At 59.2% G+C, this 20,377-nt stretch carries 24 protein-coding genes; 18 read left to right on the top strand and 6 right to left on the bottom strand.

Features of this window, described 5'->3' with window-relative positions:
* Positions 1 to 231: 231 nt before the first annotated feature.
* From NW838_RS10675 to NW838_RS10650, 6 genes are all read left to right on the top strand, one after another.
* Positions 232 to 1,365 carry a PIN/TRAM domain-containing protein gene (locus NW838_RS10675; protein WP_414355888.1) on the top strand — a complete coding sequence of 378 codons (1,134 nt, stop codon included), beginning with the start codon at positions 232 to 234 and terminating at the stop codon, positions 1,363 to 1,365.
* Positions 1,366 to 1,409: 44 nt separating this feature from the next.
* Positions 1,410 to 3,155: a sensor histidine kinase gene (locus tag NW838_RS10670; RefSeq protein ID WP_414428019.1), complete on the top strand. Its 1,746-nt coding sequence runs from the start codon at positions 1,410 to 1,412 to the stop codon at positions 3,153 to 3,155.
* 75 nt (positions 3,156 to 3,230) lie between these two features.
* Complete coding sequence (gene rsmA / locus NW838_RS10665; protein ID WP_414428018.1) at positions 3,231 to 4,079, top strand: 16S rRNA (adenine(1518)-N(6)/adenine(1519)-N(6))-dimethyltransferase RsmA; 849 nt, start codon at positions 3,231 to 3,233, stop codon at positions 4,077 to 4,079.
* 105 nt (positions 4,080 to 4,184) lie between these two features.
* The gene (gene fabG / locus NW838_RS10660; protein WP_414330883.1) at positions 4,185 to 4,889 is read left to right on the top strand and encodes a 3-oxoacyl-ACP reductase FabG; all 705 of its coding nucleotides are present in this window, start codon (positions 4,185 to 4,187) and stop codon (positions 4,887 to 4,889) included.
* A gap of 74 nt (positions 4,890 to 4,963) precedes the next feature.
* Entirely contained in the window at positions 4,964 to 5,776 is an 813-nt protein-coding gene (gene sppA / locus NW838_RS10655) for a signal peptide peptidase SppA (protein WP_414355892.1), read from the top strand.
* A gap of 46 nt (positions 5,777 to 5,822) precedes the next feature.
* Positions 5,823 to 6,290: a hypothetical protein gene (locus tag NW838_RS10650; RefSeq protein ID WP_414428017.1), complete on the top strand. Its 468-nt coding sequence runs from the start codon at positions 5,823 to 5,825 to the stop codon at positions 6,288 to 6,290.
* A 36-nt stretch (positions 6,291 to 6,326) separates the two neighbouring features.
* Here the strand turns inward: NW838_RS10650 and NW838_RS10645 are convergent, their stop codons facing one another.
* The 3 genes from NW838_RS10645 to NW838_RS10635 are packed head-to-tail and all read right to left on the bottom strand — an operon-like array spanning position 6,327 to position 7,293.
* Positions 6,327 to 6,488: a hypothetical protein gene (locus tag NW838_RS10645; RefSeq protein WP_414357019.1), complete on the bottom strand. Its 162-nt coding sequence runs from the start codon at positions 6,486 to 6,488 to the stop codon at positions 6,327 to 6,329.
* Positions 6,463 to 6,672 (bottom strand): hypothetical protein, encoded by a 210-nt coding sequence (locus NW838_RS10640; protein WP_414375369.1) that lies wholly within the window; start codon positions 6,670 to 6,672, stop codon positions 6,463 to 6,465. The genes NW838_RS10645 and NW838_RS10640 overlap by 26 nt, the downstream gene beginning before the upstream one ends.
* Before the next feature lie 51 nt (positions 6,673 to 6,723).
* Positions 6,724 to 7,293, bottom strand: coding sequence for a hypothetical protein (locus NW838_RS10635; protein ID WP_414357024.1), 570 nt, complete (start codon positions 7,291 to 7,293; stop codon positions 6,724 to 6,726).
* 137 nt (positions 7,294 to 7,430) lie between these two features.
* On the opposite strand from NW838_RS10635, the gene mnmE reads away from it, so the two are divergent.
* The 4 genes from mnmE (at position 7,431) to gpmI (ending at position 11,775) form a co-directional block, all read left to right on the top strand.
* A complete protein-coding gene (gene mnmE, locus NW838_RS10630; RefSeq protein WP_414428016.1) occupies positions 7,431 to 8,810 on the top strand; it encodes a tRNA uridine-5-carboxymethylaminomethyl(34) synthesis GTPase MnmE in 1,380 nt (459 codons plus the stop codon).
* A 99-nt stretch (positions 8,811 to 8,909) separates the two neighbouring features.
* On the top strand, positions 8,910 to 9,410 hold the full coding sequence (gene dps, locus NW838_RS10625) for a DNA starvation/stationary phase protection protein Dps (RefSeq protein WP_414344460.1): 501 nt from the start codon (positions 8,910 to 8,912) through the stop codon (positions 9,408 to 9,410).
* Between the two features lie 39 nt (positions 9,411 to 9,449).
* Positions 9,450 to 9,968, top strand: a complete 519-nt coding sequence (locus NW838_RS10620; RefSeq protein ID WP_011434229.1) for a tetratricopeptide repeat protein — start codon at positions 9,450 to 9,452, stop codon at positions 9,966 to 9,968.
* A gap of 214 nt (positions 9,969 to 10,182) precedes the next feature.
* Entirely contained in the window at positions 10,183 to 11,775 is a 1,593-nt protein-coding gene (gene gpmI / locus NW838_RS10615; protein WP_414357029.1) for a 2,3-bisphosphoglycerate-independent phosphoglycerate mutase, read from the top strand.
* A gap of 14 nt (positions 11,776 to 11,789) precedes the next feature.
* Here gpmI and NW838_RS10610 read toward each other — a convergent pair whose 3' ends face one another.
* Together NW838_RS10610 and NW838_RS10605 are read right to left on the bottom strand one after the other, a co-directional pair.
* Positions 11,790 to 12,104, bottom strand: a complete 315-nt coding sequence (locus tag NW838_RS10610; protein ID WP_414357032.1) for a hypothetical protein — start codon at positions 12,102 to 12,104, stop codon at positions 11,790 to 11,792.
* Positions 12,101 to 12,688 (bottom strand): DUF3177 family protein, encoded by a 588-nt coding sequence (locus NW838_RS10605; protein WP_414428015.1) that lies wholly within the window; start codon positions 12,686 to 12,688, stop codon positions 12,101 to 12,103. The genes NW838_RS10610 and NW838_RS10605 overlap by 4 nt, the downstream gene beginning before the upstream one ends.
* Before the next feature lie 517 nt (positions 12,689 to 13,205).
* Here NW838_RS10605 and NW838_RS10600 point away from each other — a divergent pair.
* The 8 genes from NW838_RS10600 (at position 13,206) to NW838_RS10565 (ending at position 19,143) form a co-directional block, all read left to right on the top strand.
* Positions 13,206 to 13,610: a hypothetical protein gene (locus tag NW838_RS10600; RefSeq protein ID WP_238376806.1), complete on the top strand. Its 405-nt coding sequence runs from the start codon at positions 13,206 to 13,208 to the stop codon at positions 13,608 to 13,610.
* A 5-nt stretch (positions 13,611 to 13,615) separates the two neighbouring features.
* Entirely contained in the window at positions 13,616 to 14,362 is a 747-nt protein-coding gene (gene atpB, locus NW838_RS10595; protein ID WP_414330483.1) for a F0F1 ATP synthase subunit A, read from the top strand.
* A gap of 221 nt (positions 14,363 to 14,583) precedes the next feature.
* Positions 14,584 to 14,829 (top strand): ATP synthase F0 subunit C, encoded by a 246-nt coding sequence (atpE, locus tag NW838_RS10590; RefSeq protein ID WP_235280127.1) that lies wholly within the window; start codon positions 14,584 to 14,586, stop codon positions 14,827 to 14,829.
* A 102-nt stretch (positions 14,830 to 14,931) separates the two neighbouring features.
* Complete coding sequence (locus NW838_RS10585; protein WP_414349846.1) at positions 14,932 to 15,405, top strand: F0F1 ATP synthase subunit B'; 474 nt, start codon at positions 14,932 to 14,934, stop codon at positions 15,403 to 15,405.
* 35 nt (positions 15,406 to 15,440) lie between these two features.
* Positions 15,441 to 16,004 carry a F0F1 ATP synthase subunit B gene (locus NW838_RS10580; RefSeq protein WP_414357036.1) on the top strand — a complete coding sequence of 188 codons (564 nt, stop codon included), beginning with the start codon at positions 15,441 to 15,443 and terminating at the stop codon, positions 16,002 to 16,004.
* Positions 16,005 to 16,024: 20 nt separating this feature from the next.
* A complete protein-coding gene (gene atpH / locus NW838_RS10575; RefSeq protein ID WP_414428014.1) occupies positions 16,025 to 16,573 on the top strand; it encodes an ATP synthase F1 subunit delta in 549 nt (182 codons plus the stop codon).
* 43 nt (positions 16,574 to 16,616) lie between these two features.
* Entirely contained in the window at positions 16,617 to 18,137 is a 1,521-nt protein-coding gene (atpA, locus tag NW838_RS10570; RefSeq protein ID WP_011434218.1) for a F0F1 ATP synthase subunit alpha, read from the top strand.
* Positions 18,138 to 18,198: 61 nt separating this feature from the next.
* On the top strand, positions 18,199 to 19,143 hold the full coding sequence (locus tag NW838_RS10565) for a F0F1 ATP synthase subunit gamma (RefSeq protein ID WP_414330493.1): 945 nt from the start codon (positions 18,199 to 18,201) through the stop codon (positions 19,141 to 19,143).
* Between the two features lie 5 nt (positions 19,144 to 19,148).
* Here the strand turns inward: NW838_RS10565 and NW838_RS10560 are convergent.
* On the bottom strand, positions 19,149 to 20,377 hold a 1,229-nt coding region (locus NW838_RS10560; protein WP_414428013.1), incomplete at its 5' end, for an ABC transporter permease.

Raw genomic sequence — 20,377 nt, 5'->3', positions numbered from 1 at the left:
TAAAGCTCAGTAAATTCAGCAAAGTTCAGGGTTTTGGGGGTTAGAGGCATGCTCCACAGATCCCTCAAGCTGGCAAGGGATCGCTATGATTTCAGCATAGTCTGAATCCTTCTGGGGGAGGGCTGGCTTGGTTGTCCGGATCCCTCCAACACCAGACGACTAGAATGAGTAGGAAGCAGATTTGCCTATTCCCAGCAGCATCACCCACTCAGCAGGGCCGTCTTTTTTCTTATGCTAGACGCTTTACTGATCGCGATCTTCATGTTGGCCGGGGCTGGTCTCGGGTTTTACGGCCTGGATTTGCTCCCTCCTGCCGCCATTCAGGGGGCCAATGTGGAAGGAGCCCGTGTCGTCACCAGCGGCTTTGGCGTGCTGGCAGGACTGGCTTTGGGATCCCTGGTGCGCTGGAGCTACCGTCGCTTCGAGGCCAATGTGCGCTCCCTGCCGCCGGACGTGTTGATCAGCCGCTCGGTGGGGTTGGTGATCGGCTTGGTGATCGCCAATCTGGCCATGGCTCCTGTGTACTTGCTGCCCTTGCCTCCCCAACTCAACAGGTTCCTCGAGCCACTGGCTTCGGTCTTTTTCAGCTTGGCCTTTGCCTATCTGGGGGTCAGCCTGGCCGATACCCACGGCCCCTCGCTGCTGCGGCTGTTTAACCCCAACTATGCTTTACAAGCAGCCCTCTGGGCGGAGGGCAATGTGGTGGCTGCCACGGCCAAGGTTTTGGACACCAGCTCCATCATCGATGGCCGAGTGGCCCAGTTGATCGAGACGGGCTTCTTGGAAGGAACCCTGGTGGTTCCTCGCTTTGTGCTGACGGAATTGCAAACCATCGCCGACAAGGCCGATGCCCAAAAACGAGAGCGGGGCCGCAAAGGTTTGGATACGCTGCAGGCTCTACGAGAAGCCTACCCCGATCGTTTCGTTATTCACGAAGCCAACTATCCAGATCTGACCACTGTCGATGAAAAGCTGGTGCGCCTCACCCAAACCGTGGGGGGAACGCTGCTCACCACCGATTACAACCTGAAGAAGGTGGCGGCTCTGCAGGGGGTCAAGGTGCTGAATGTGAATGAGTTGGCCGAGGCGCTGCGGCCCATCTATGTTGCCGGCGACAGCTTTGATATTAAGATCACCCGCGAAGGAAAAGAGCCAGGTCAAGGGGTAGGCTACTTGGAAGACGGCACCATGGTGGTGGTGGAAGAAGGGCAGCGCTCTGTGGGCAAAACCCGCTCTGTGGTTGTGACCAGCGCCATTCAAACCTCAGCAGGCCGCATGATCTTCGCCCGCCTCAACAAGGACTCTGCCCCACTAACCCGCCCGGCCTCTGATCCGGCCAGCCCGGCTTCCTCTGGAAAAACCTGAGTTTTGGCCTACGTTCCCCTAGCGCAATGGTGGCTTCATCCCAAATGGGCGCCCTCCGACCCACTCCGATGTTCTACACGCAGGATCGCCAGAGGCGCTTCTGGAGTTTTTACTGGGAAGATGCCGAGAAGTACGGCATCCACCCTCAGCACATCGTGAGCGGACAGCAAATCTGGGAGGTGGCCAACGCTGGAGAGTACGAAGCCAAGCTCAACCAGGTCTTTGCAAGCGGGGATCCCCTCTCCTACGAATGCCAGGTGCTCTCGCCCCGCTACAAGTTGCATCTCCATCTTTCGCTCAACCCTGTACGGGCCACGGAAGGGGAGGTGGCGGCGATTTCGGTGGTGGGCAAGTTGCTGGGGGCCACGCCTTTTGCGCTGGCCGGAGGAGCCAGCAGCCCCAACAGCCAGCCCCATCCTGTCCTGGCCGACCCGGTACAGGGGATCACGACGCAGTTGGTGCGCAACATCCGGCATTCCCTCGATATCCGGCAACTGTGCCAGCAGACCGTGGAGCAGTTGGGGCAACTGTTTGGGGTAGACCGCTGCCTAATGGCCCTCTACGAGGTGGGGCAGGACTCCCTCACGGTCAATGCCGAGTATCGCTGCCACCCTGGGGATCCCTCCCTGCTCCACCAGACCCTGAAGCTGGCAGATTACCCCCATTTGTTGCAGGCCCTCAGACAGGAAGAACCGGTGGAGGCGGGGCGACATCTGGCCATTGCCATGTCTTACCAGGGCTACGCCAACAGCCTGCTCTGGCTGGAAATGCTGGATCCGAACAGGGTTCCTGTTTGGCAGCCAAGCCACATTCAGGTACTCCAGAGCATTGCCACCTACCTGGGCGCAGCCATTGCCCACGCCATTTTGCTGGATCAAAGTCGCCAACTGGCAACCCGCTTGCAGTTAGCCAACCAGACGCTGCGCCAGAAAAATAAGGAGCTGGAGCAGGCCCGTGCCCAAGCGGAATCGGCCAACCAACTCAAAAGCCAATTCTTGGCTAACACCTCCCACGAGCTGCGCACCCCTCTCAACGGGATCATCGGCTTTATCAAGCTGGTGCTGGACGGGATGGCCGAAAACCGCGAAGAGGAGCTGGACTTTTTGCAAGAGGCCTATCGCTCTGCCCTGCACCTGCTGGCCCTAATCAACGATGTGCTGGATATCGCCAAGATCGAGGCGGGCAAAATGCAGTTGGAGTTCCAGCCCTGCGACCTGCGAGCCTTGTTTAAGGATGTGGAGGCCAAGACTAGCCTGCAGGCCAGCCAAAAGGGCCTACAACTGAGCTTCCACCTGCCCAACACCTCGGATCAGATTTTGCTCTTGGGCGATTACCAACGCCTGTTGCAGGTGATGCTCAATTTGGTGGGGAATGCCATCAAGTTTACCCCCAAGGGCTCGGTAACCGTGCGAGCGGATATCCTGCCCGGCAACCCGGGTTTGGCCCGCATCCGCGTCATCGACACCGGGATCGGGGTATCGCTGGAAAAGCAGCAGAAGCTGTTTCAGGCTTTCACGCAGGTGGATGGTTCCACCACCCGCCAATATGGAGGAACCGGCTTGGGCCTGGCCATCAGCCAACGCCTGGTGGAGGCGATGGGAGGGGAAATCAATTTCTACAGCCTGGGCGAAGGGCTGGGATCCACCGTCACCTTTACGGTGCCCCTCTACCGCAAGCCGCTCCTGAGCGGGGATCCGAACCCAGAGGCGCTCCCTGCTCAACCCGCCCGAGATAGACCTGAGGATGCGGATCCCACCTTGATTTCTGTTCCCAACTCAGTCCAGCGATGACCCACCCGGCCATTTCTCCTTCAACCGCTCTGGGTACCTCTCGGTTGCGGCGCAGCACTGCGCGAACATTCCCCCATGCCCTATCCTCGTAAACGGTTTGGTCAGCATTGGCTCAAGGATCCCGCTGTTCACGAGGCGATTGTGCGGGCTGCCCAGTTGAATGATCTAGAGGGAGACGCGGATCCCACTTGGGTGCTGGAGATCGGCCCCGGCACCGGCCAACTGACGCGGCGATTGCTGGCCCAGGGTGTCCAGGTGGTGGCGGTGGAGATCGACCGGGATCTGTGCCGACTGCTGCAAAAACGGTTCGCCGGCCAACCCCGTTTTCACCTGCTGGAGGGAGATTTTCTCCGCCTGCCGCTGCCTCCTCAACCCCGCCTGCTGGTGGCCAATATCCCCTACAACCTGACCGGCCCCATTTTGGAAAAGGTGCTCGGATCCCCGGCCCAGCCGGTTCGGCAGTTCGAGCGCATTGTCCTTCTGGTGCAAAAAGAGCTGGCCGAGCGCTTGCAGGCCGGCCCCGGCAGCAAAGCCTATGGTGCTCTGAGCCTGCGGACGCAGTATTTGGCCGATTGCGAGCTGATCTGCAGGGTGCCCCCCACCGCTTTCAAGCCCGCCCCCAAGGTGGAATCTGCTGTGATTCGCCTCACCCCCCGCCCCGCCCCCACCCCCGTCCGGGATCCCTGCTGGTTTAACCACCTCCTTCGACAGGGGTTCTCCACCCGCCGCAAGAAGCTCGTCAATGCCCTGGGAAGCTTGGTGGAGCGAGAGGTGGTCGCAGCAGCTTTGGCTCAGCTCCGCCTCAACCCCGATGCCCGCGCCGAAGAGCTGGCCCTGCCCCACTGGCTGGCCTTGAGCGACCTGCTGCTGGAGAAAGCGCCCAAAAGGGCTGTTGTTCTTCAAGAGGGGCAGGAACCGGGGTAGGGTGAGAGAGGGAAGCTCAGTTGGACGAACCCAAACATCCTCTGGGGTTTTTGAAGTCCCTTCCCGATCTTGTTCTGGATCCCTTTCGCCAATGCAGGTGCATCCATGCAAAGCAACCAAGGCAAGCAAATCCTCTTGACCGGCGGCACAGGCGGGCTGGGTTTGGGGGTGGTTCCCGTGGTGCTGGCCAGCGGAGCAGAGCTGACCTTGACCTATCGACAAGAAAAAGATCTCACCATTTTGCGGGAGCGCCTGCCGGCCAATGCTCTGGATCGGGTTCGCTTTGTGCAAGTGGATTTAACAGATGAGGCAGCGGTTGCCCGCGTCATTGCCGACCTACCCCGCGTGGATGGGCTGATCCACCTGGTGGGGGGCTTTGCCATGGGCCCCACCCACGAGTACAGCTTGGCGGACTGGTATCGCGACTTCGACCTCAACCTCACCACCACATTCCTGACCTGCAAGCACAGCCTGCGCAGAATGTGGCAACAGGGCTATGGGAGGATTGTAACGGTGGGATCCCGAGGAGCGGTGGAGCCGGGCCCGCAATTGGCCGCCTACTGCGCTTCCAAAGCGGGGGTGGTGGCCCTGACCCGCACCATTGCCGCCGAAACCCAAGGCACCGACATCACGGCCAACGTCATCCTGCCCAGCATCATCGACACGCCGGCCAACCGAGCTGCCATGGGATCCGAGCGAGCCAAGCTGTGGGTCAAGCCAGAGTCCATCGGGCAGGTGATCGCCTTTTTGGTCTCAGAAGCAGCGCGGGATCTGCGAGGGGCGGTGATCCCGGTGTATGGCAACGTCTAGGCAACTGGTTGACCAAGCCATGAGCCGCCATTCATGATACAGAATATGCACTTATCCCTATCCAGTTCTTTTCCATGCTGAAGCGATTATTCTTGGGTGGTTTGCGCCGGCAAATCGGTCGCATTGAGGTGGCAGGGGCCATTGATGGCAAAACTCGCGAGCGGGTTCTCAAGGCCCTGAAAGAGGTGGAAGAAAACCAGATCCCTGCTGTGGTGCTGCGCATCGACAGTCCAGGCGGGACGGTGGCCGACTCCCAAGAAATCTACAATGCCCTCTTGCGTTTGCGAGAGAAAAAGGGCACCCGTATTGTCGCCAGCTTTGGCAACATTGCTGCCTCTGGGGGGGTTTATATTGCCATGGGAGCCGAAAAAATTGTTGCCAACCCAGGAACAATCACCGGTAGCATTGGTGTGATCATTCGAGGCAACAATATCGAACGCCTCCTGGATAAGGTGGGGATTTCATTTAAGGTGATTAAGTCTGGCCCCTACAAAGATATTCTCTCGTTTGATCGCGAGCTGACCCCAGAAGAGCGAAACATCCTGCAAGAGTTGATCGACATCACCTACGGCCAGTTTGTGCAGACGGTTGCCGCTGCCCGCAAGTTAAGTTTGAATGTGGTCAAAACTTTTGCCGATGGCCGCATTTTCAGCGGAGAGCAGGCCCTTCACTTGGGTGTGGTGGATCGCTTGGGCACAGAGGAAGATGCCCGCCTTTGGGCGGCAGAGCTGGCCGGTTTGCCGACGGATGCGAAGTTCTACGACCTGCTCCCCCGGCGCAGAGGTTGGTCTCGGTTTTTGCCGGCAGCAGAAGCCTTGGCCCGTCTGCAGTTTGAAGTGAGCACCTCGGGCTTGCCCCTGTGGCTTTACCAAAAAAACTGGGTCTAAAGCCCCGCCCTAGGGCCTACGGCCCGCTGACGCGACTAGGGCGGCTTTGTGCTGTGCTACCCGCAGCGGCAGGGTAGTCAACCGCTTTAAAAACCCAACAGTCTCACGACTGGATACAGCCTCAATAGGCTTTGTAGTTGTTCTTTGCAACGGTACCTTTGGGCAAAAGGGAACCGCCCTGGATGCCAGCACGCGCGTAGCGCTTGGGGAAACGCCTGGGGAGACGAGCACCGCTGCCGTAGAGGGGCAACCCGATACGGTAAGTGCTGTCGCAGAACCAGGAACCAGAATCTCCTGCCTTTGGGCAGGGGAGTATGTCAAGGATGTCAAAAATCGTTTTCAGTCCGCCTGCTCGAATTGTCATGTGGGCGGTGCCACCTTGTCGGCTCCCAACATTTCCCTCTCTTTGAAGGACTTGCGCGGTTCTACTCCACCCCGAGATACCCTTCAAGCCTTGATGAAGTACCAGCGGGATCCCCGTAGCTACGATGGCTCGGATTCTATCTATGAATGACGTCCTGTGCCCCCTTCCTGGATGGACAACGAAGCCCTAAGAAATCTGGCTGCCTTTATTCGTTGAAGACCTTTCCGTATAGTCCAGCCATCCGGTGAATAAACTCCAACTGGCATCGCGAATGGCCTTGGCCAAGTGGTGGTTCCTCACCAAGTTGCGCACCGGCAAGTCCTCATACGCCACAATGTCGTGAGACAAAGCGCTCCGCGTCGCCGTAGGCGAGTACCACGCACCGGGTCACCTTGATGACACAGTCTCTGCGCTGGCGCTGGACTTTGAGATGCACCTTGCCCAGTCGCTTCCTCTGCTTTGGGTAGTTCTTAGATTGGGGTTTGATCCCCTTCCTATACTTCCGACTTAACCTCCGCTGGTGTCGCTTCAACCTCCTCTTGGCACGACGCAAGAATTTGGGGCACTCTACCTTGTTAGTGCATCAAGCCCACATCCAGCCCCGCCACCTGGCCGGTGGACTCCACCTGCTCCTGACGCTCCACGTCCAGGCAGAACTGGGCGTAGTAGCCATCGGCTCTCCGCACCACCCGCACCGGTTGATTTTCAGGGTGAGGATGTCCTGCCGCACCTCGCCGTTGCAATACAGAGCAAAGGTGCCTGCTTGGAAGCCATCTGTGAAGGTGAGGGACATCCTATCTGCTGCCAGCTTCCAGCCGGAGACTTTGTACTCCACAGAGCGACAGTGTTTCTGGAACTGGGGACAGCCTTTTTGGGCTTCCTGGTTCTGGCAGCGGCGGTAGAAGGTGGAGATGGCAGACCAAGCTCGCTCCGCGCTGGCTTGTCGGGCAGAGGAGTTAAGCTTCTGGGCGAAGGGGAACTCTCTGGCCAAGTTCTTGCAGAGGGCATAGAGGGCAGCTCTGCCAACCCCCTGGTTATCCATCCAGTGGCGCAGGCATTTGTTGCGGATAAACTGGGCAGTGCGGATGGCCTCGTCCAAGGCTTGGTACTGCTGGGCTGTGCCGTTGAGGAGCTTGGCTTCTGGAACGCGCATGGGCACACTTTAGCGCAGGTCTAACGAGATAAAAGTCGTCCTAGAAGGGCAGGGCTTTAAACCCAGTTTTTTGGTAATCGGTGGATGCCGATCTGTAATCCAACGGCTGCTCGAACTCCCTCAGGGCTTCATTCAAGATGGATCCGACTGCCCCACTGGCCGATACGATCGCTGCTATTGCCACTGCGGTAGTGCCTGAACAGGGCAGTGTGGGGATTGTGCGCCTTTCCGGGTCACGATCCCTTTCCATTGTCCAAGCCATCTTCACCCCTGCCCGCCGCAACGCAGTCTGGGAGAGCCATCGGCTCCTCTACGGCTGGATCCACGATGAGAAAGGCCAAATTCTAGACGAAGCGCTGGCCGTTTGGATGCAAGCCCCCCGCTCCTACACCCGCGAAGATGTGGCAGAGCTGCATTGCCACGGTGGCATCATGGTGGTTCAGGCCACGTTGCAACAATGCCTGCGGCAGGGGGCGCGGTTGGCCCAGCCGGGGGAGTTTAGCCTGCGCGCTTTTCTGAATGGCCGCATTGACCTCACCCAGGCCGAGAGTGTGGCCGATCTGGTGGCGGCCCGCTCCCCTCAGGCAGCCCGGATGGCCTTGGCGGGCTTACAGGGCAAGCTAGGGGGATCCATTCGCGCCCTGCGCCAGGAGCTGCTGGGTTTATTGGCAGAAATTGAGGCTCGCATCGACTTTGAAGAGGATCTGCCCCCCTTGGACGTTGCCGCTTGGCAGGCCCGGCTCCAAGCTATTCAAGCCCAGATGCAAGCCCTGCTGGCCACGGCAGAACGGGGACAACTGCTGCGCACCGGGGTGAAGGTGGCCATTGTCGGGAGGCCCAATGTGGGCAAGTCCAGCCTGCTCAATGCTTGGTCAGGACAGGATCGGGCCATCGTCACCGATCTGCCCGGCACCACCCGCGACGTGGTGGAATCCCACCTGGTGGTAAAAGGGATCCCCGTTCAACTGCTGGACACTGCCGGCATCCGCGCCACCGAAGATCCGGTGGAACGGCTGGGGGTGGAGCGCTCCCAACGCCTAGCCCAGGCTGCCGATGTGCTGGTACTGGTCATCGACGCCCAAGCGGGCTGGACGGCTGCCGACGCCGCCATCTACGAGTCGATCCGCCATCGCCCCCTCATCCTGGTGATCAACAAAACCGACCTCGCCCCGCCAGAGGGGATCCCTCTCCCCCCCGAGATTGCCCACCGCGTCCCCGCCGTTGCCGCCCAAGGGAAAGGGATCCCGGAGCTGGAAGAAGCCCTGGAGCAGCTTGTCACCCAGGGACGTCCCCAGCCCAATCTGGAGATAAGCCTGAACCAGCGGCAGGCCGCTGCCCTCCGACAAGCCCAAGCCAGCCTGGAACAGGTGGGGCAGGCCATCCAAGCTCAGCTCCCCCTGGACTTTTGGAGCATCGACCTACGGGGCGCCCTACATGCCCTTGGCCAGATCACCGGCGAGGAGATCTCGGAATCGGTGCTGGATCAGATCTTCAGCCGCTTCTGCATCGGTAAGTAGCCCCCTAACTCATACTCATTTTGAGTTTGTGTTACTATGGGCTCAGTTGGGAAGCCGAAGCGGATCCCCGATAATGGAAACACAGTTAGGAGGTTGGCCATGGTTACCGCCGAGAAAACCCGTCTCTACCCCACCCAGATCGATTTGCCAGCAGAGGCTCGCGCGCAACTGGTGGAGCTGCTCAACCAGTCCTTGGCAGACACGTTGGATCTGAAGACGCAGGTGAAACAGGCCCACTGGAACGTTAAAGGCATGCACTTCATCGCCTTGCACGAGATGTTCGACACTTTTGCCAGCACCCTGGAAAACTACGTGGACATGCTGGCGGAACGGGTTACGGCGCTGGGGGGCATTGCCCGCGGCACCGCTCGCATCGTTGCCCAAACCTCCACCTTGCCGGAGTACGATCTGGCCGCTGAAGAGGGTCGGGATCACCTGCAGGCTTTGGCAGCCCGTTACGCTCAATATGCAGCTTCCGTCCGCCGCAACATTGACCGCACCACCGAACTGGGGGATGCCGACACAGCAGACCTGTTCACCGAGATCTCGCGCCAGATTGACAAAGATCTTTGGTTTATCGAGGCTCACCTGCAGGCGTGACGCCAGCGAGGCCAGTCACAGGCAAGTGGATCAAGCAAAATGGGCGTTAACGTTCCCCTCCTGTATTTGGTGGCTCTGGCCAGTATCCTCGGCGTGGCGGGCTTCTTTGTCCTGCGGGAGGTGCTGCGGGTACGGGCCCAGGAAAAGGTCATCCGTGAGCTGCAGCCCCGCCTGAGCAAAGGCAAGGGATCCCCGCAGGAGCACTACGAGTTGGGCAGCGTCTATTTGCAAAAAGGCCTCTACGACCAGGCGGTTGCCCAGCTCAAAAAAGCCCTAGAAGTGGCTGGGGAGAACATTCCCCCCGTCTGCAACGCCCTCGGTTTTGCCTACTTCAGCCAGGGGCAGTACGACTTGGCCATCCGCTACTACAAGGATGCCGTGGCTGCGGATCCCGGTTATGTAACTGCTTGGAACAATCTGGCCCATGCCTATGAGAAGAAAAATCTCTATGGCCCAAGCCTGGAAGCTTACGAAACTGCCCTGAAGTTGGATCCCCGAAATGCCATTGCTAAGCGGCGCTCGGAGTCTCTGCGCAAACGGTTGCAGCCCAGCCCTTGAGGATCCCATCTGCAATTCCATCCGCAGAAATCCTCTTGACCGCGGCACAGTTGTCCATAGGAGTTGGCGCTAAAGACTCCATCCTGCCTCTATAGGCACCTCCTTATCCTCTCAAAAGAAGATTGAAATATTGAAATCTTGAGCGTAAATGTAAGATCCGGTATCGTGTTGCCTGGGCTGGTATTATGTCTTAAATAAAACGAGAGGCCATTTCATGGATTCGCAATCGGTAGCACCTGTGGTTTTGGTGATCCTGGATGGCTGGGGTTATCGGGATGCTCTCGATGGCAACGCGGTGCTGGCTGCGGAAACCCCTGTCCTGGATAGCCTTTGGGCTGCCTATCCCCACACCCTGCTGCAAGCTTCGGGTCGGGCCGTGGGCCTGCCGGCAGGACAGATGGGCAACTCTGAAGTCGGGCACCTGACCTTGGGGGCAGGGCGGGTGGTGCCGCAGGAATTGGTGCGCATCAGCGACGCGATAGAGACAGGATCCCTTTTCCAGGATCCCTTGTTGATGCAAGTTTGTCGCCAGCTCAGAGAGCGAGGGGGCCGTTTTCACTTCGTTGGCCTTTGCTCCGAGGGGGGGGTTCACTCCCACATCGACCATCTCTATGGGTTGCTCAAGCTGGCGGCCCAGGCTGAGATTCCGGCCTATGTCCACGCCATCACCGATGGCCGCGACACCTTGCCCCGCGATGGTGCCAGGGTTCTGGCCGCCCTGGAAAAAGAGCTGCAATGGCTGGGCAATGGCGTCATCGCCACCCTGAGCGGACGCTACTACGCCATGGATCGGGATCGCCGTTGGGAGCGCACCCAAAAGGCCTACGAGATCATGACCCAAGACGGCCCTGGCCGTGGACAAAGCGCCGCGGAGGTGATGGAAGCTTTCTATGCCCAGGATCTCACAGACGAGTTCATCCCGCCCACCCGCCTGGCTCCGGGGGCTGTGCAGCCGGGAGATGCGGTGCTTTTCTTCAACTTCCGCCCAGATCGCGCCCGCCAACTTACCCAAGCCTTTGTCTGCCCAGACTTTTCGGGTTTTCAGCGCCCCTTGCTGCCGGATCTCACCTTCATCACCATGACTCAGTACGAGGCGGATCTGCCGGTGCAGGTGCTGTTCAAGCCCCAGAACCTGAATCACCTGCTGGGCCAAGTGGTGAGCGAGGCCGGCCTCAAGCAATTGCGCATTGCTGAGACGGAAAAATACGCCCATGTCACCTACTTCTTCAACGGCGGCATTGAGCAGCCCTTCCCCGGTGAGGATCGCATCCTGGTGCAAAGCCCGCTGGTGACCACCTACGACCAGGTGCCAGAGATGTCGGCAGTGGAAGTGACCGACAAAGCGATAGAGGCCATCGCCCGCCGCGAATACAGCCTGGTGGTGCTCAACTATGCCAATCCCGACATGGTGGGCCACACCGGCAACTACGAAGCCACCATCCGCGCTTTGGAGACGGTAGATCGCTGTTTGGGCAGGTTGCTGGCGGCAGTGGTGGATGCAGGAGGCACCACTTTGATCCTGGCGGATCACGGCAATGCCGAGCTGATGTGGGATGAGAACGGCAACCCCTGGACGGCCCACACCACCAACCCCGTTCCCTGCATTTTGGTGGAGGGGGAAAGGCGTAAAATCCCCGGCTGTGGCGGCGATGTCAAGTTCCGCTCCGACGGCACTTTGGCCGACGTGGCCCCCACCCTCCTGGAGATCTTGGGCCTGCCTCAACCTCCCGAAATGACAGGACGCTCGCTTTTGCAGCCGGCAGAATATACCATTCTCCAGCGGCAACCCAGTCCTGTGGGGCGGTAGGTGCCAGGGATCCCTTACTCCGCCACCGGGATCCCTTCTTGAGCCAGCCATGCCGTCAGCTCTCCCCAGGTGCGATAGACGGCCAGAACCCGTGAGCGCTCGGGGTGATAGGGGGCAGCCAAGCGCTCCAACTGCAGGAAGCGAGCCTGAGGGAGGATCACCGCCGCCTCGGGGTCGCTGGGGGTAGCTCGCCTCAAAGAGCTGCTGTAGCCTCGGTAGATAAGAACCAAGTCCATTTCTCCCTCGCTTTCCACCTCAACCCGGAGCACCTCCTGCGGGTGGTCTTGGCTGTAGCGCTCCAAGGCCAAGGGCCAAGGCAGGGCCTTCATGCTTCTTGTTCCCCCTTATCAGTTCCAGGCCGCAGCCGCCAGACGAAATAGACGCTGTAAAGCAAGTAGGCCACCAGCCCCCAGGCCCCCACGCTCCCCAGCAGCTCCGGCGATACATTGGGATGGAAGATCTCCCGAAACCCCAGCGGTGGCCCAAACCAAGCCCGGCACTCCTCTGGCAGAGAAGTGCGGAAAGCACAGGGCACAAAGGCCCCCGAAAAGAGGATCCCGGCCCCCATATAACCAGTCAGGCCCCACCGCCAGAGCAAAAAGGCTCGCGCCGCCCAGGTTCTCGACTGCTCGAGAGCAGCACTCCAGTCCCGCCAAAACCAAAGACAAACCAAGATCAACAGCCGCGCCATTGCTCCACTGAGAAAGCTGACGGGCAGGCCCCCAATCATCAGGTACACCGTCACCGCCAAGAGGCTCGATACCCGCCAATAAACGATCAATAGCTGAATCAAGGGCCGCAACCCCACCGCAAAAGCCCAAATCAGCAGCAGCAATGGCATCACCACCGTCAGCGCCACTGCCAAGCGGTAGTCCAGCCAGATTGCATCCACCAGCCAACTCTGGGGAGTCATCCTCACCCTCTGCCACTCCTGCCCCTTAGTATATGAAACCTGGGGGATCCAGGACGGGACACAGAGAGTTACGGAATGTTAACGCCTGCTGACCATCCCCAGCAAAACTTTACACCAGACAGCTTTCAGAAAGTTTTCCATTTTGCCGCTACCGATCCCCGAAAGTGGTAGATTCTTAGCTAGCTCCTCAGAGGAGTATCCCTGTCGTTCGGAAGGCCAGCTGCCTGTCTGAGCGACCAGCGGAGTCTCCTTCAGACCTTGGCCCAACTTAATCTCATTAAGTATTGTTACTTAATCGTGTTATCTTGGGTTAAGGTCAAACCTTGAGAGGCATGACCTCGAAACCATGGCCCGTTCTTCCAGACTCCTCTCTCACAGTTCTACCCGTTGGAAGGCGACCCAGTGGAAGCCCAGACCACTGCCTCCCTTGGAGAATGCACCTCCTTCTCCGAAGCGGGAGGAAGAGACAGGGGATCCAGTTGCGTCAGAGCCACCCCTTGCCCTGGGGAAGCCCGATTTGGCGAGGAAGGTGAAGGGTGGAGCTAGGGGGGCAGCAGTTGCTGGCAGCGGGAGCTATGAAGCGCTGCAGCTGTGGCTGGTGCTGGTTACCTTGGGGGTAAGTCTGGCCATTGCCGTGGGAGTGGCCCTGGTTTACTCTCTGGGGGTAGCTGCCAACTACTTGCTGGGGGCGGTTGTTGGCGTGGTTTATCTGCGCATGCTGGGCCGCGGCGTAGCGGAGCTGGGCAAAAGCCGCAACCGTTTGGGGGTGACGCGTTTGGCTCTGTTTGTCGGGCTGATCGTTTTAGCCACTCAGGTGAAGTCTTTACAGATATTGCCCATTTTCCTGGGGTTCATGACCTACAAGGTCACCCTGCTCATTCATCTTGTCCAGACCTTGACCCGTTCATCTTCTTCTGTGTGATGCCCATGAACCTGTCCTTCTCCTCTCCTCCTCTTTTGGCAGAACTCGAGGTCGGCCATCACCTTTACTGGCACCTGGGCAAATTCACGGTTCACGGGCAGGTTTTGATCGCCAGCTGGATCGCCATTGCCCTGATCTTGACGGTGGTCATTTTGGGCACCCGTCAACTGCAGCGGGAGCCGGCTGGCCTGCAAAACTTTGTCGAGTATGCCCTGGAATTTGTGCAAAGCATTGCCCGAGCCCAGATTGGCGAGAAAAACTTCCGGCCCTGGGTACCCTATGTCGGCACCTTGTTCCTGTTTATCTTTGTCTCCAACTGGATGGGCAACCTCTTCCCGTGGAAGCTGATTCCTCTGCCGGAAGGGGAGCTGGCCTCTCCCACCAACGACATCAACACCACTGCTGGCTTGGCGCTGCTTACCAGCATCATGTATTTCGTAGCCGGCATCAGCAAGCGGGGGCTGTCTTACTTCAAAAAATACATTGAGCCTACCCCGATTCTGCTGCCCATCAATGTTTTGGAAGATTTCACCAAGCCCCTCTCCCTGAGTTTCCGTCTGTTCGGCAACATCCTGGCCGAAGAGCTGGTGATAGCGGTGTTGGTGTTGCTGGTGCCTCTGTTTATCCCAGTGCCGGTGATGATTTTGTTTCTGTTTACGGGGGCAATTCAGGCTTTGATCTTCTCAACCCTCTCGGCAGCTTACATTGGAGAGGCGCTGGAAGGTCATGGAGGAGGGGATCACCACGATTGATCCCGCTGGTCGGTCGATCCATCTTGAACCTTTTCGGGAGGATCATCTCAAATGGGTCAGCGCAAGGGATCCCTTCTTTTGGTAAGGTTTGTTGGGGCTGACAGATTGGTTCTGAAAGCCGCCGACAAGGGAGTGATTTGAGGCTGTAGTGTATCAGACCCGATCACCTCTGAAGCTCAAGAGACGTTGTTGTTGTGTCAATCACCAAGGAGCATCTCACTATGGATCCGTTAACCTCTGCTGCTTCTGTTCTGGCTGCTGCTCTGGCCATTGGTCTGGGATCCCTGGGTCCTGGGATCGGACAGGGGAACGCCGCTGCTGCTGCGATGGAAGGGGTGGCCCGCCAACCGGAGGCGGAAGACAAGATCCGCGGCAACCTGCTGGTTAGCCTGGCCTTCATGGAAGCTCTGACCATCTACGGCTTGGTGGTGGCTTTGGTGCTCTTGTTTGCCAACCCCTTCGCCTAGTGTCCTACGGGGGCGGGCCGCAGCGATGGCCGAGGTGAGCCATATCCGCCCCCCAACCCGGCCTGACGGTAGACCTAAGTTTCTGTTGGGGTCATAACACCCATGCTCTTCCAAACTCTATTGGCTGTTGAAGCGGCTGAAAAAGGTGGTCTTTTCGATCTGGATGCCACCCTGCCCCTGATTGCCATTCAGTTTTTGCTGTTGGTGGCAGTGCTCAACTCCCTCTTCTATGAGCCGGTTACGCGGGCTATCGACAGCCGCAGCGACTACATCCGCACCACTCAAGCGGAAGCCCAAGAGCGGTTGGACAAGGCGGTGTCGTTGACCCGACAGTATGAGTCTGAGATCAGCCAGGCCCGCTTGCAAGCCCAGCAGGTGATTGCTGAGGCAGAGGCTGCAGCTGCTCGCATTCGTTCCGAGAAACTGGCTGCTGTGCAGGCAGAGATCCAGCAGAAGCTGGAGGCGGCGCGGCTACAGGTCGAGCAAGAGAAGCAGGCAGCCCTCGAACAGCTGCAGCAGCAGGTGGATGCCATTGCCGCCCAGATTACCCAGAAACTGTTGGGCAGTGCTCGTTAGATCGCTGGTTGGAAGTACTTTTGGAGGAGCTTGCGATGCCTGTGTGGAGTTGGGTGGCCGGTTGGATCTTGGCTGTGGCCGAGACCACGGAGCTACTCCCAGAAGCCAAGGCAGGAGAGGGGGATCTCTTGGCCAAGATTCTCGAGAGCAACCTGATCAACATCGCGATCATTCTCACCTTGCTGTTTATCTTGGGTCGCAAAGTGGTGGGAGAAGCCCTGGCCAAGCGGCGGGAGGGGATCCTAGAAGAACTGCGGCAGGCGGAGCAGCGCAAACAGGAAGCCATCGAGAAGCTGGCGGATCAGCAGCAAAAGCTGGCCCAGGCTCAGCAGGAGGCTGAACGTATCCGCAAGCAGGCGGAAGCCAACGCCGAAGCCCGTCGGCAAGAGTTGTTGGAGCAGGCGGAGCGGGAAGTTGAGCGGCTGCGGGCCAATGCCGAGAAAGAGTTGTCTAGCGAGCAGGAGCGGGTTTTTCAGGAGTTGCGTCGGCAGATCGTTCGCCAAGCCTTGAGCAAGGTGGAGCAGGAGCTGCCGCAGCACCTCAACGAAGAGACCCACCGCAGCCTGATCGAGAAAGGGATCCAAATGATTGCCCGCTAACTCTCAAGGAGGAGAAAGGTATGATCAGCAGCACAATGGCTGAGAAGGTGGTGGATCCCTATGCCGAGGCTCTCATTGCTCTTGGGTCAGGCCAGGGATTGCTGGACACTTTTGCCGCCGATATGCGCTTTATTGCCGAGGTTTTGCGGGCTACGCCGGAGCTGGGCCAGTTTCTCGCCAACCCGGTGATCAAGGCCGAGGCCAAAAAGAACCTGCTGCAGCAAGTATTTGCCGATCAGATCCACCCTCTGCTGCTGAATGCGCTGAAGTTGTTGACCGACCGCCGCCGTATCATGTTTCTCGGGGCCGTCTGCCAGCGCTTTTTGGATCTGCAACGGAAGCTCCAGAACATTGTCCTGGCCGAAGTGACGACGGCGATACCCTTGACGGAAGCTCAGCAGCAGTCAATTCGCGAGCGGGTGATGGACTTCACCCAGGCCAGCGGTGTGGAGTTGCAAGCCACTCAGGATCCGGAGCTGCTGGGAGGGGTGGTCATCAAGATTGGATCCCAGGTGATCGACCTCAGCTTGCGTGGACAGTTGCGCCGGCTTGCCTTGCAGTTGGCCTAAGTTGGTTTTTGAGGATCCCTTCCCATTACTTGAGAGGACTGCTATGCCTACCATTCGCCCAGACGAGATTAGCACCATCATCAAACAGCAGATTGAGCAGTACAACCAGGAGATGCAGGTCTCCAATGTGGGGACAGTTCTGCAGGTGGGGGATGGCATTGCCCGCATCTACGGTTTGGATAAGGTGATGGCCAGCGAGCTGCTGGAATTTGAGGATGGCACCACCGGTATTGCCCTCAACCTGGAAGAAGACAACATCGGTGCCGTGCTGATCGGCTCCGGGCGGAATATCCAAGAGGGATCCACCGTCAAATCTACGGGCAAGATTGCCAGCATCCCGGTGGGGGAAGCCCTCTTGGGCCGCGTGGTGGATCCCCTGTGCAACCCCCTCGACGGCAAAGGCCCGATCCAGTGTACGGAGTCTCGCCTGATCGAATCTCCGGCACCTGGCATTGTCGATCGCCGCTCTGTGTACGAGCCCCTGCAAACCGGCATTACCGCCATCGATGCCCTGATCCCCATCGGGCGGGGGCAGCGGGAACTGATCATCGGCGACCGCCAAACCGGCAAGACCACCGTTGCTGTGGACACAATCCTGAACCAAAAAGGGCAGGATGTGATCTGCATTTACGTGGCCATTGGTCAGAAGCAGAGCACCATCGCCCAGGTGGTGGGCATCCTGACCGAGCGAGGGGCTATGGACTACAGCATTGTGGTGGCTGCCGGCGCCGATAGCCCGGCCCCGTTGCAGTGGCTGGCCCCCTACTGTGGCGCCACCATTGCTGAATACTTCATGTACCAGGGCAAACACACCCTGGTGGTCTATGACGATCTCTCCAAGCAGGCGGTGGCCTATCGGCAAATGTCGCTGCTGCTGCGCCGTCCACCCGGTCGGGAAGCTTATCCTGGGGATGTGTTCTACCTGCACTCGCGGCTATTGGAGCGAGCCGCCAAGCTGAGCAGCCAACTGGGAGAGGGATCCATGACGGCACTGCCGATCGTGGAAACCCAGGCCAATGACGTGTCGGCCTACATTCCCACCAATGTTATCTCCATCACCGATGGGCAGATCTTCTTGGAATCGGATCTGTTCAACGCTGGCATCCGCCCGGCCATCAACGTCGGGATTTCCGTCAGCCGCGTCGGCTCGGCAGCTCAGACCAAGGCGATGAAAAAGGTGGCTGGCTCCATCAAGGTGGAACTGGCGCAATACCGCGATCTGGAGGCCTTTGCCCAATTTGCCTCTGACCTGGATGAGGCTACCCAAAAGCAACTGGCCCGCGGCCAACGGCTGCAGGAGTTGCTGAAACAGCCGCAATACTCTCCCCTGTCTCTGGATCAGCAGGTGGCCATTATCTATGCGGGAACACGAGGCTATTTGGATGACATTCCGGTGGAGAAGGTCTCCAGCTTCAAGCAGGGCCTTTTGGCTTACCTGGGCACCACCCATCCCAAGTACGGCGAGATCGTCCTCTCCACCAAGCAGCTCACCGACGAGGCAGAAGAAATCCTGAAAACGGCCATCACAGAGTTTAAGCAGAGCTTCGTGGCCAAGGCAGCCTAGCCTGACGCGGATCTCTCCTGGCCCGGATCCCTGTCGACCACCAAAATAGAGGGAGTAGGTTATGGCAAACCTCAAGCGCATCCGCGATCGCATCAAGGCGGTGAAAAACACCCGCAAAATCACCGAGGCCATGCGGCTGGTGGCAGCAGCCCGAGTGCGCCGCGCCCAAGAGCAAGTGATGGCCACCCGTCCCTTTGCCGACCGACTGGCCCAGGTTTTCTATCGGCTGCAAACTCGGCTGCGGCTGGAAGATGTCAACTTGCCTCTGCTGAAGCAGCGCCCCATTCAGACGGTAGGGCTGTTGGTGGTGGCCGGGGATCGGGGCCTGTGCGGAGCCTACAACGCCAATGTGATCAAGCGCACCGAAGAGCGCGTCCGCGAACTGCAGGAGACGGGACAGCAGGTGCAGCTTTACCTGGTGGGCCGCAAGGCGGTGCAGTATTTTCAGCGGCGCTCCGCTCCCATCGCCAAGACCTACGTGAATTTGTCGCAGATCCCCACGGCGGCTGAGGCTGCCCAGATTGGGGATCAGCTCCTCTCGGCCTTCTTGTCGGAGAAGGTGGACAAGGTAGAGCTGCTCTATACCCGCTTTGTCTCTTTGATCAGCTCCCGTCCGGTGGTGCAATCCCTGTTGCCCCTCGATCCGTCGCGGTTGGCCACTCAAGACGATGAAATTTTTCGTCTTTTGGTGCGGGGCGGAGAGTTTACTGTCGAGCGCAGCAAAGTCATCGCAGCGGTCTCGGCCCCACCTCAGGACATGATCTTTGAGCAGGATCCCGTGCAGATTTTGGATGCACTGCTGCCGCTGTACCTGAACAACCAGTTGCTACGGGCCTTGCAGGAGGCGGCGGCCAGCGAATTGGCAGCTCGCATGACGGCCATGAACAACGCCAGCGACAATGCCAGCGAGCTTATCCGCACGCTGGGTCTTGCCTACAACAAAGCTCGCCAGGCGGCCATTACTCAGGAGATCCTGGAGGTGGTGGCCGGAGCAGAAGCCCTGTAGACTTCTCAGAGGGGATCCCCTGAGGAGCCGAGGTTGCGTTGTCGCGCCATCTGGGAGTTGAGCAGAATCACCGGCAAGATCCCCACCAAGACAATGGCCAAGGCCGGTGCCCCTGCTTCCGCCAGACGCTCATCGGCTGCCAAACGGTAGGTCTGCACCGCCAAGGTGTCGAAGTTGAAGGGCCGCAGCACCATCGTGGCCGGCAGCTCCTTCATCACATCCACAAATACCAGCAGCATGGCCCCCAAGATGCCACCGCTCATCAAGGGCAAATGCACCCGCCAGAGGGTACCCAGGGATCCCTGCCCCAGGCTGCGGGCTGCCTCATCCAAACTGGGGGGAATGCGCAGCAGCGTGGCCTCAACGGTGGCCAAAGAAACGGCCAAAAACCGCACCAGATAGCCGAACACCAAAGCCGTGAGGGTACCGCCGATCACCAGGCCGGGTGGCTGTTGCAGCACCACCTGCCGCAGGTAGCTCAGCAGTTGATCCAACCACCCTAGGGGAATCAGAACCCCCACCGCGATCACCACTCCCGGCAGCGCGTAGCCCAGAGAAGACAACTGCACCGCCAGCCGCAGGCCCCACGGGGATCCCCCCTGCAGCCGCAGCCCGTACAGCACCACCACCGACACGGAAACGGCAATGACAGCCGTGATGGTCGATAGCAGAAAGCTGTTCTGGGCGTAGCTCCAAAAGCGGCGACCCAACTCCCCCTGCCGCAGGGTCATGTGGAGCAGGATCAAGGCCGGCACGACGAAGCCCAGCCCAATCGGGATCCCACAGGCTAGCCAAGCCCCCACCGCCCGGATCCCTTGTAGGCGGTAACGGGTTGAGGTGGGTTTGAACCCTTGGCGATAGTAGCGCGCCCGTCGGCGGGAGAATTGCTCCACCGCCATCAGCAGCAGCACCAGCAGCAACAGCAGAGCGGAAAGCTGAGCCGCCGCCACCGGATTGCCCAGAGCCGTCCAAGTGCGGTAGATGCCTGTGGTGAAGGTGTCTACCCCGAAATAGCTGACGGTGCCGAAATCGTTGAGGGTCTCCATCAAGGCCAGCAGACAGCCGGCCACGATCCCCGGTCGGGCCAGCGGCAAAGCCACCTTGAAAAAGCTGGCCCAAGGCCCGTAGCCCAAGGAGCGGCTTACCTCTAAGCAGGCCACCGATTGCTCCTGAAAGGCCAGCCGGGCCGAGAGGTAAACATAGGGATAGAGGGTGAGGATCAGCAGCAGGATCG

Origin of the sequence: Synechococcus sp. R55.2 (assembly GCF_047462075.1) — a bacterium.
Classification (GTDB): Bacteria; Cyanobacteriota; Cyanobacteriia; order Thermostichales; family Thermostichaceae; genus Thermostichus.
The sequence above is the reverse complement of the archived record's forward strand: the minus strand, read 5'-3'. Positions and strand labels throughout refer to the sequence as shown.

Coding starts and splice junctions, on each gene's coding strand:
- atpA (WP_011434218.1), top strand. CDS start 16,617: ATGCCTACCATTCGCCCAGACGAGATTAGCACCATCATCAAACAGCAG.
- NW838_RS10675 (WP_414355888.1), top strand. CDS start 232: ATGCTAGACGCTTTACTGATCGCGATCTTCATGTTGGCCGGGGCTGGT.
- mnmE (WP_414428016.1), top strand. CDS start 7,431: ATGGATCCGACTGCCCCACTGGCCGATACGATCGCTGCTATTGCCACT.
- atpE (WP_235280127.1), top strand. CDS start 14,584: ATGGATCCGTTAACCTCTGCTGCTTCTGTTCTGGCTGCTGCTCTGGCC.
- NW838_RS10610 (WP_414357032.1), bottom strand. CDS start 12,104: ATGAAGGCCCTGCCTTGGCCCTTGGCCTTGGAGCGCTACAGCCAAGAC.
- NW838_RS10565 (WP_414330493.1), top strand. CDS start 18,199: ATGGCAAACCTCAAGCGCATCCGCGATCGCATCAAGGCGGTGAAAAAC.
- sppA (WP_414355892.1), top strand. CDS start 4,964: ATGCTGAAGCGATTATTCTTGGGTGGTTTGCGCCGGCAAATCGGTCGC.
- gpmI (WP_414357029.1), top strand. CDS start 10,183: ATGGATTCGCAATCGGTAGCACCTGTGGTTTTGGTGATCCTGGATGGC.
- atpH (WP_414428014.1), top strand. CDS start 16,025: ATGATCAGCAGCACAATGGCTGAGAAGGTGGTGGATCCCTATGCCGAG.
- NW838_RS10670 (WP_414428019.1), top strand. CDS start 1,410: ATGGGCGCCCTCCGACCCACTCCGATGTTCTACACGCAGGATCGCCAG.
- atpB (WP_414330483.1), top strand. CDS start 13,616: ATGAACCTGTCCTTCTCCTCTCCTCCTCTTTTGGCAGAACTCGAGGTC.
- fabG (WP_414330883.1), top strand. CDS start 4,185: ATGCAAAGCAACCAAGGCAAGCAAATCCTCTTGACCGGCGGCACAGGC.
- rsmA (WP_414428018.1), top strand. CDS start 3,231: ATGCCCTATCCTCGTAAACGGTTTGGTCAGCATTGGCTCAAGGATCCC.
- NW838_RS10635 (WP_414357024.1), bottom strand. CDS start 7,293: ATGCGCGTTCCAGAAGCCAAGCTCCTCAACGGCACAGCCCAGCAGTAC.
- NW838_RS10620 (WP_011434229.1), top strand. CDS start 9,450: ATGGGCGTTAACGTTCCCCTCCTGTATTTGGTGGCTCTGGCCAGTATC.
- NW838_RS10605 (WP_414428015.1), bottom strand. CDS start 12,688: ATGACTCCCCAGAGTTGGCTGGTGGATGCAATCTGGCTGGACTACCGC.
- NW838_RS10585 (WP_414349846.1), top strand. CDS start 14,932: ATGCTCTTCCAAACTCTATTGGCTGTTGAAGCGGCTGAAAAAGGTGGT.
- dps (WP_414344460.1), top strand. CDS start 8,910: ATGGTTACCGCCGAGAAAACCCGTCTCTACCCCACCCAGATCGATTTG.
- NW838_RS10580 (WP_414357036.1), top strand. CDS start 15,441: ATGCCTGTGTGGAGTTGGGTGGCCGGTTGGATCTTGGCTGTGGCCGAG.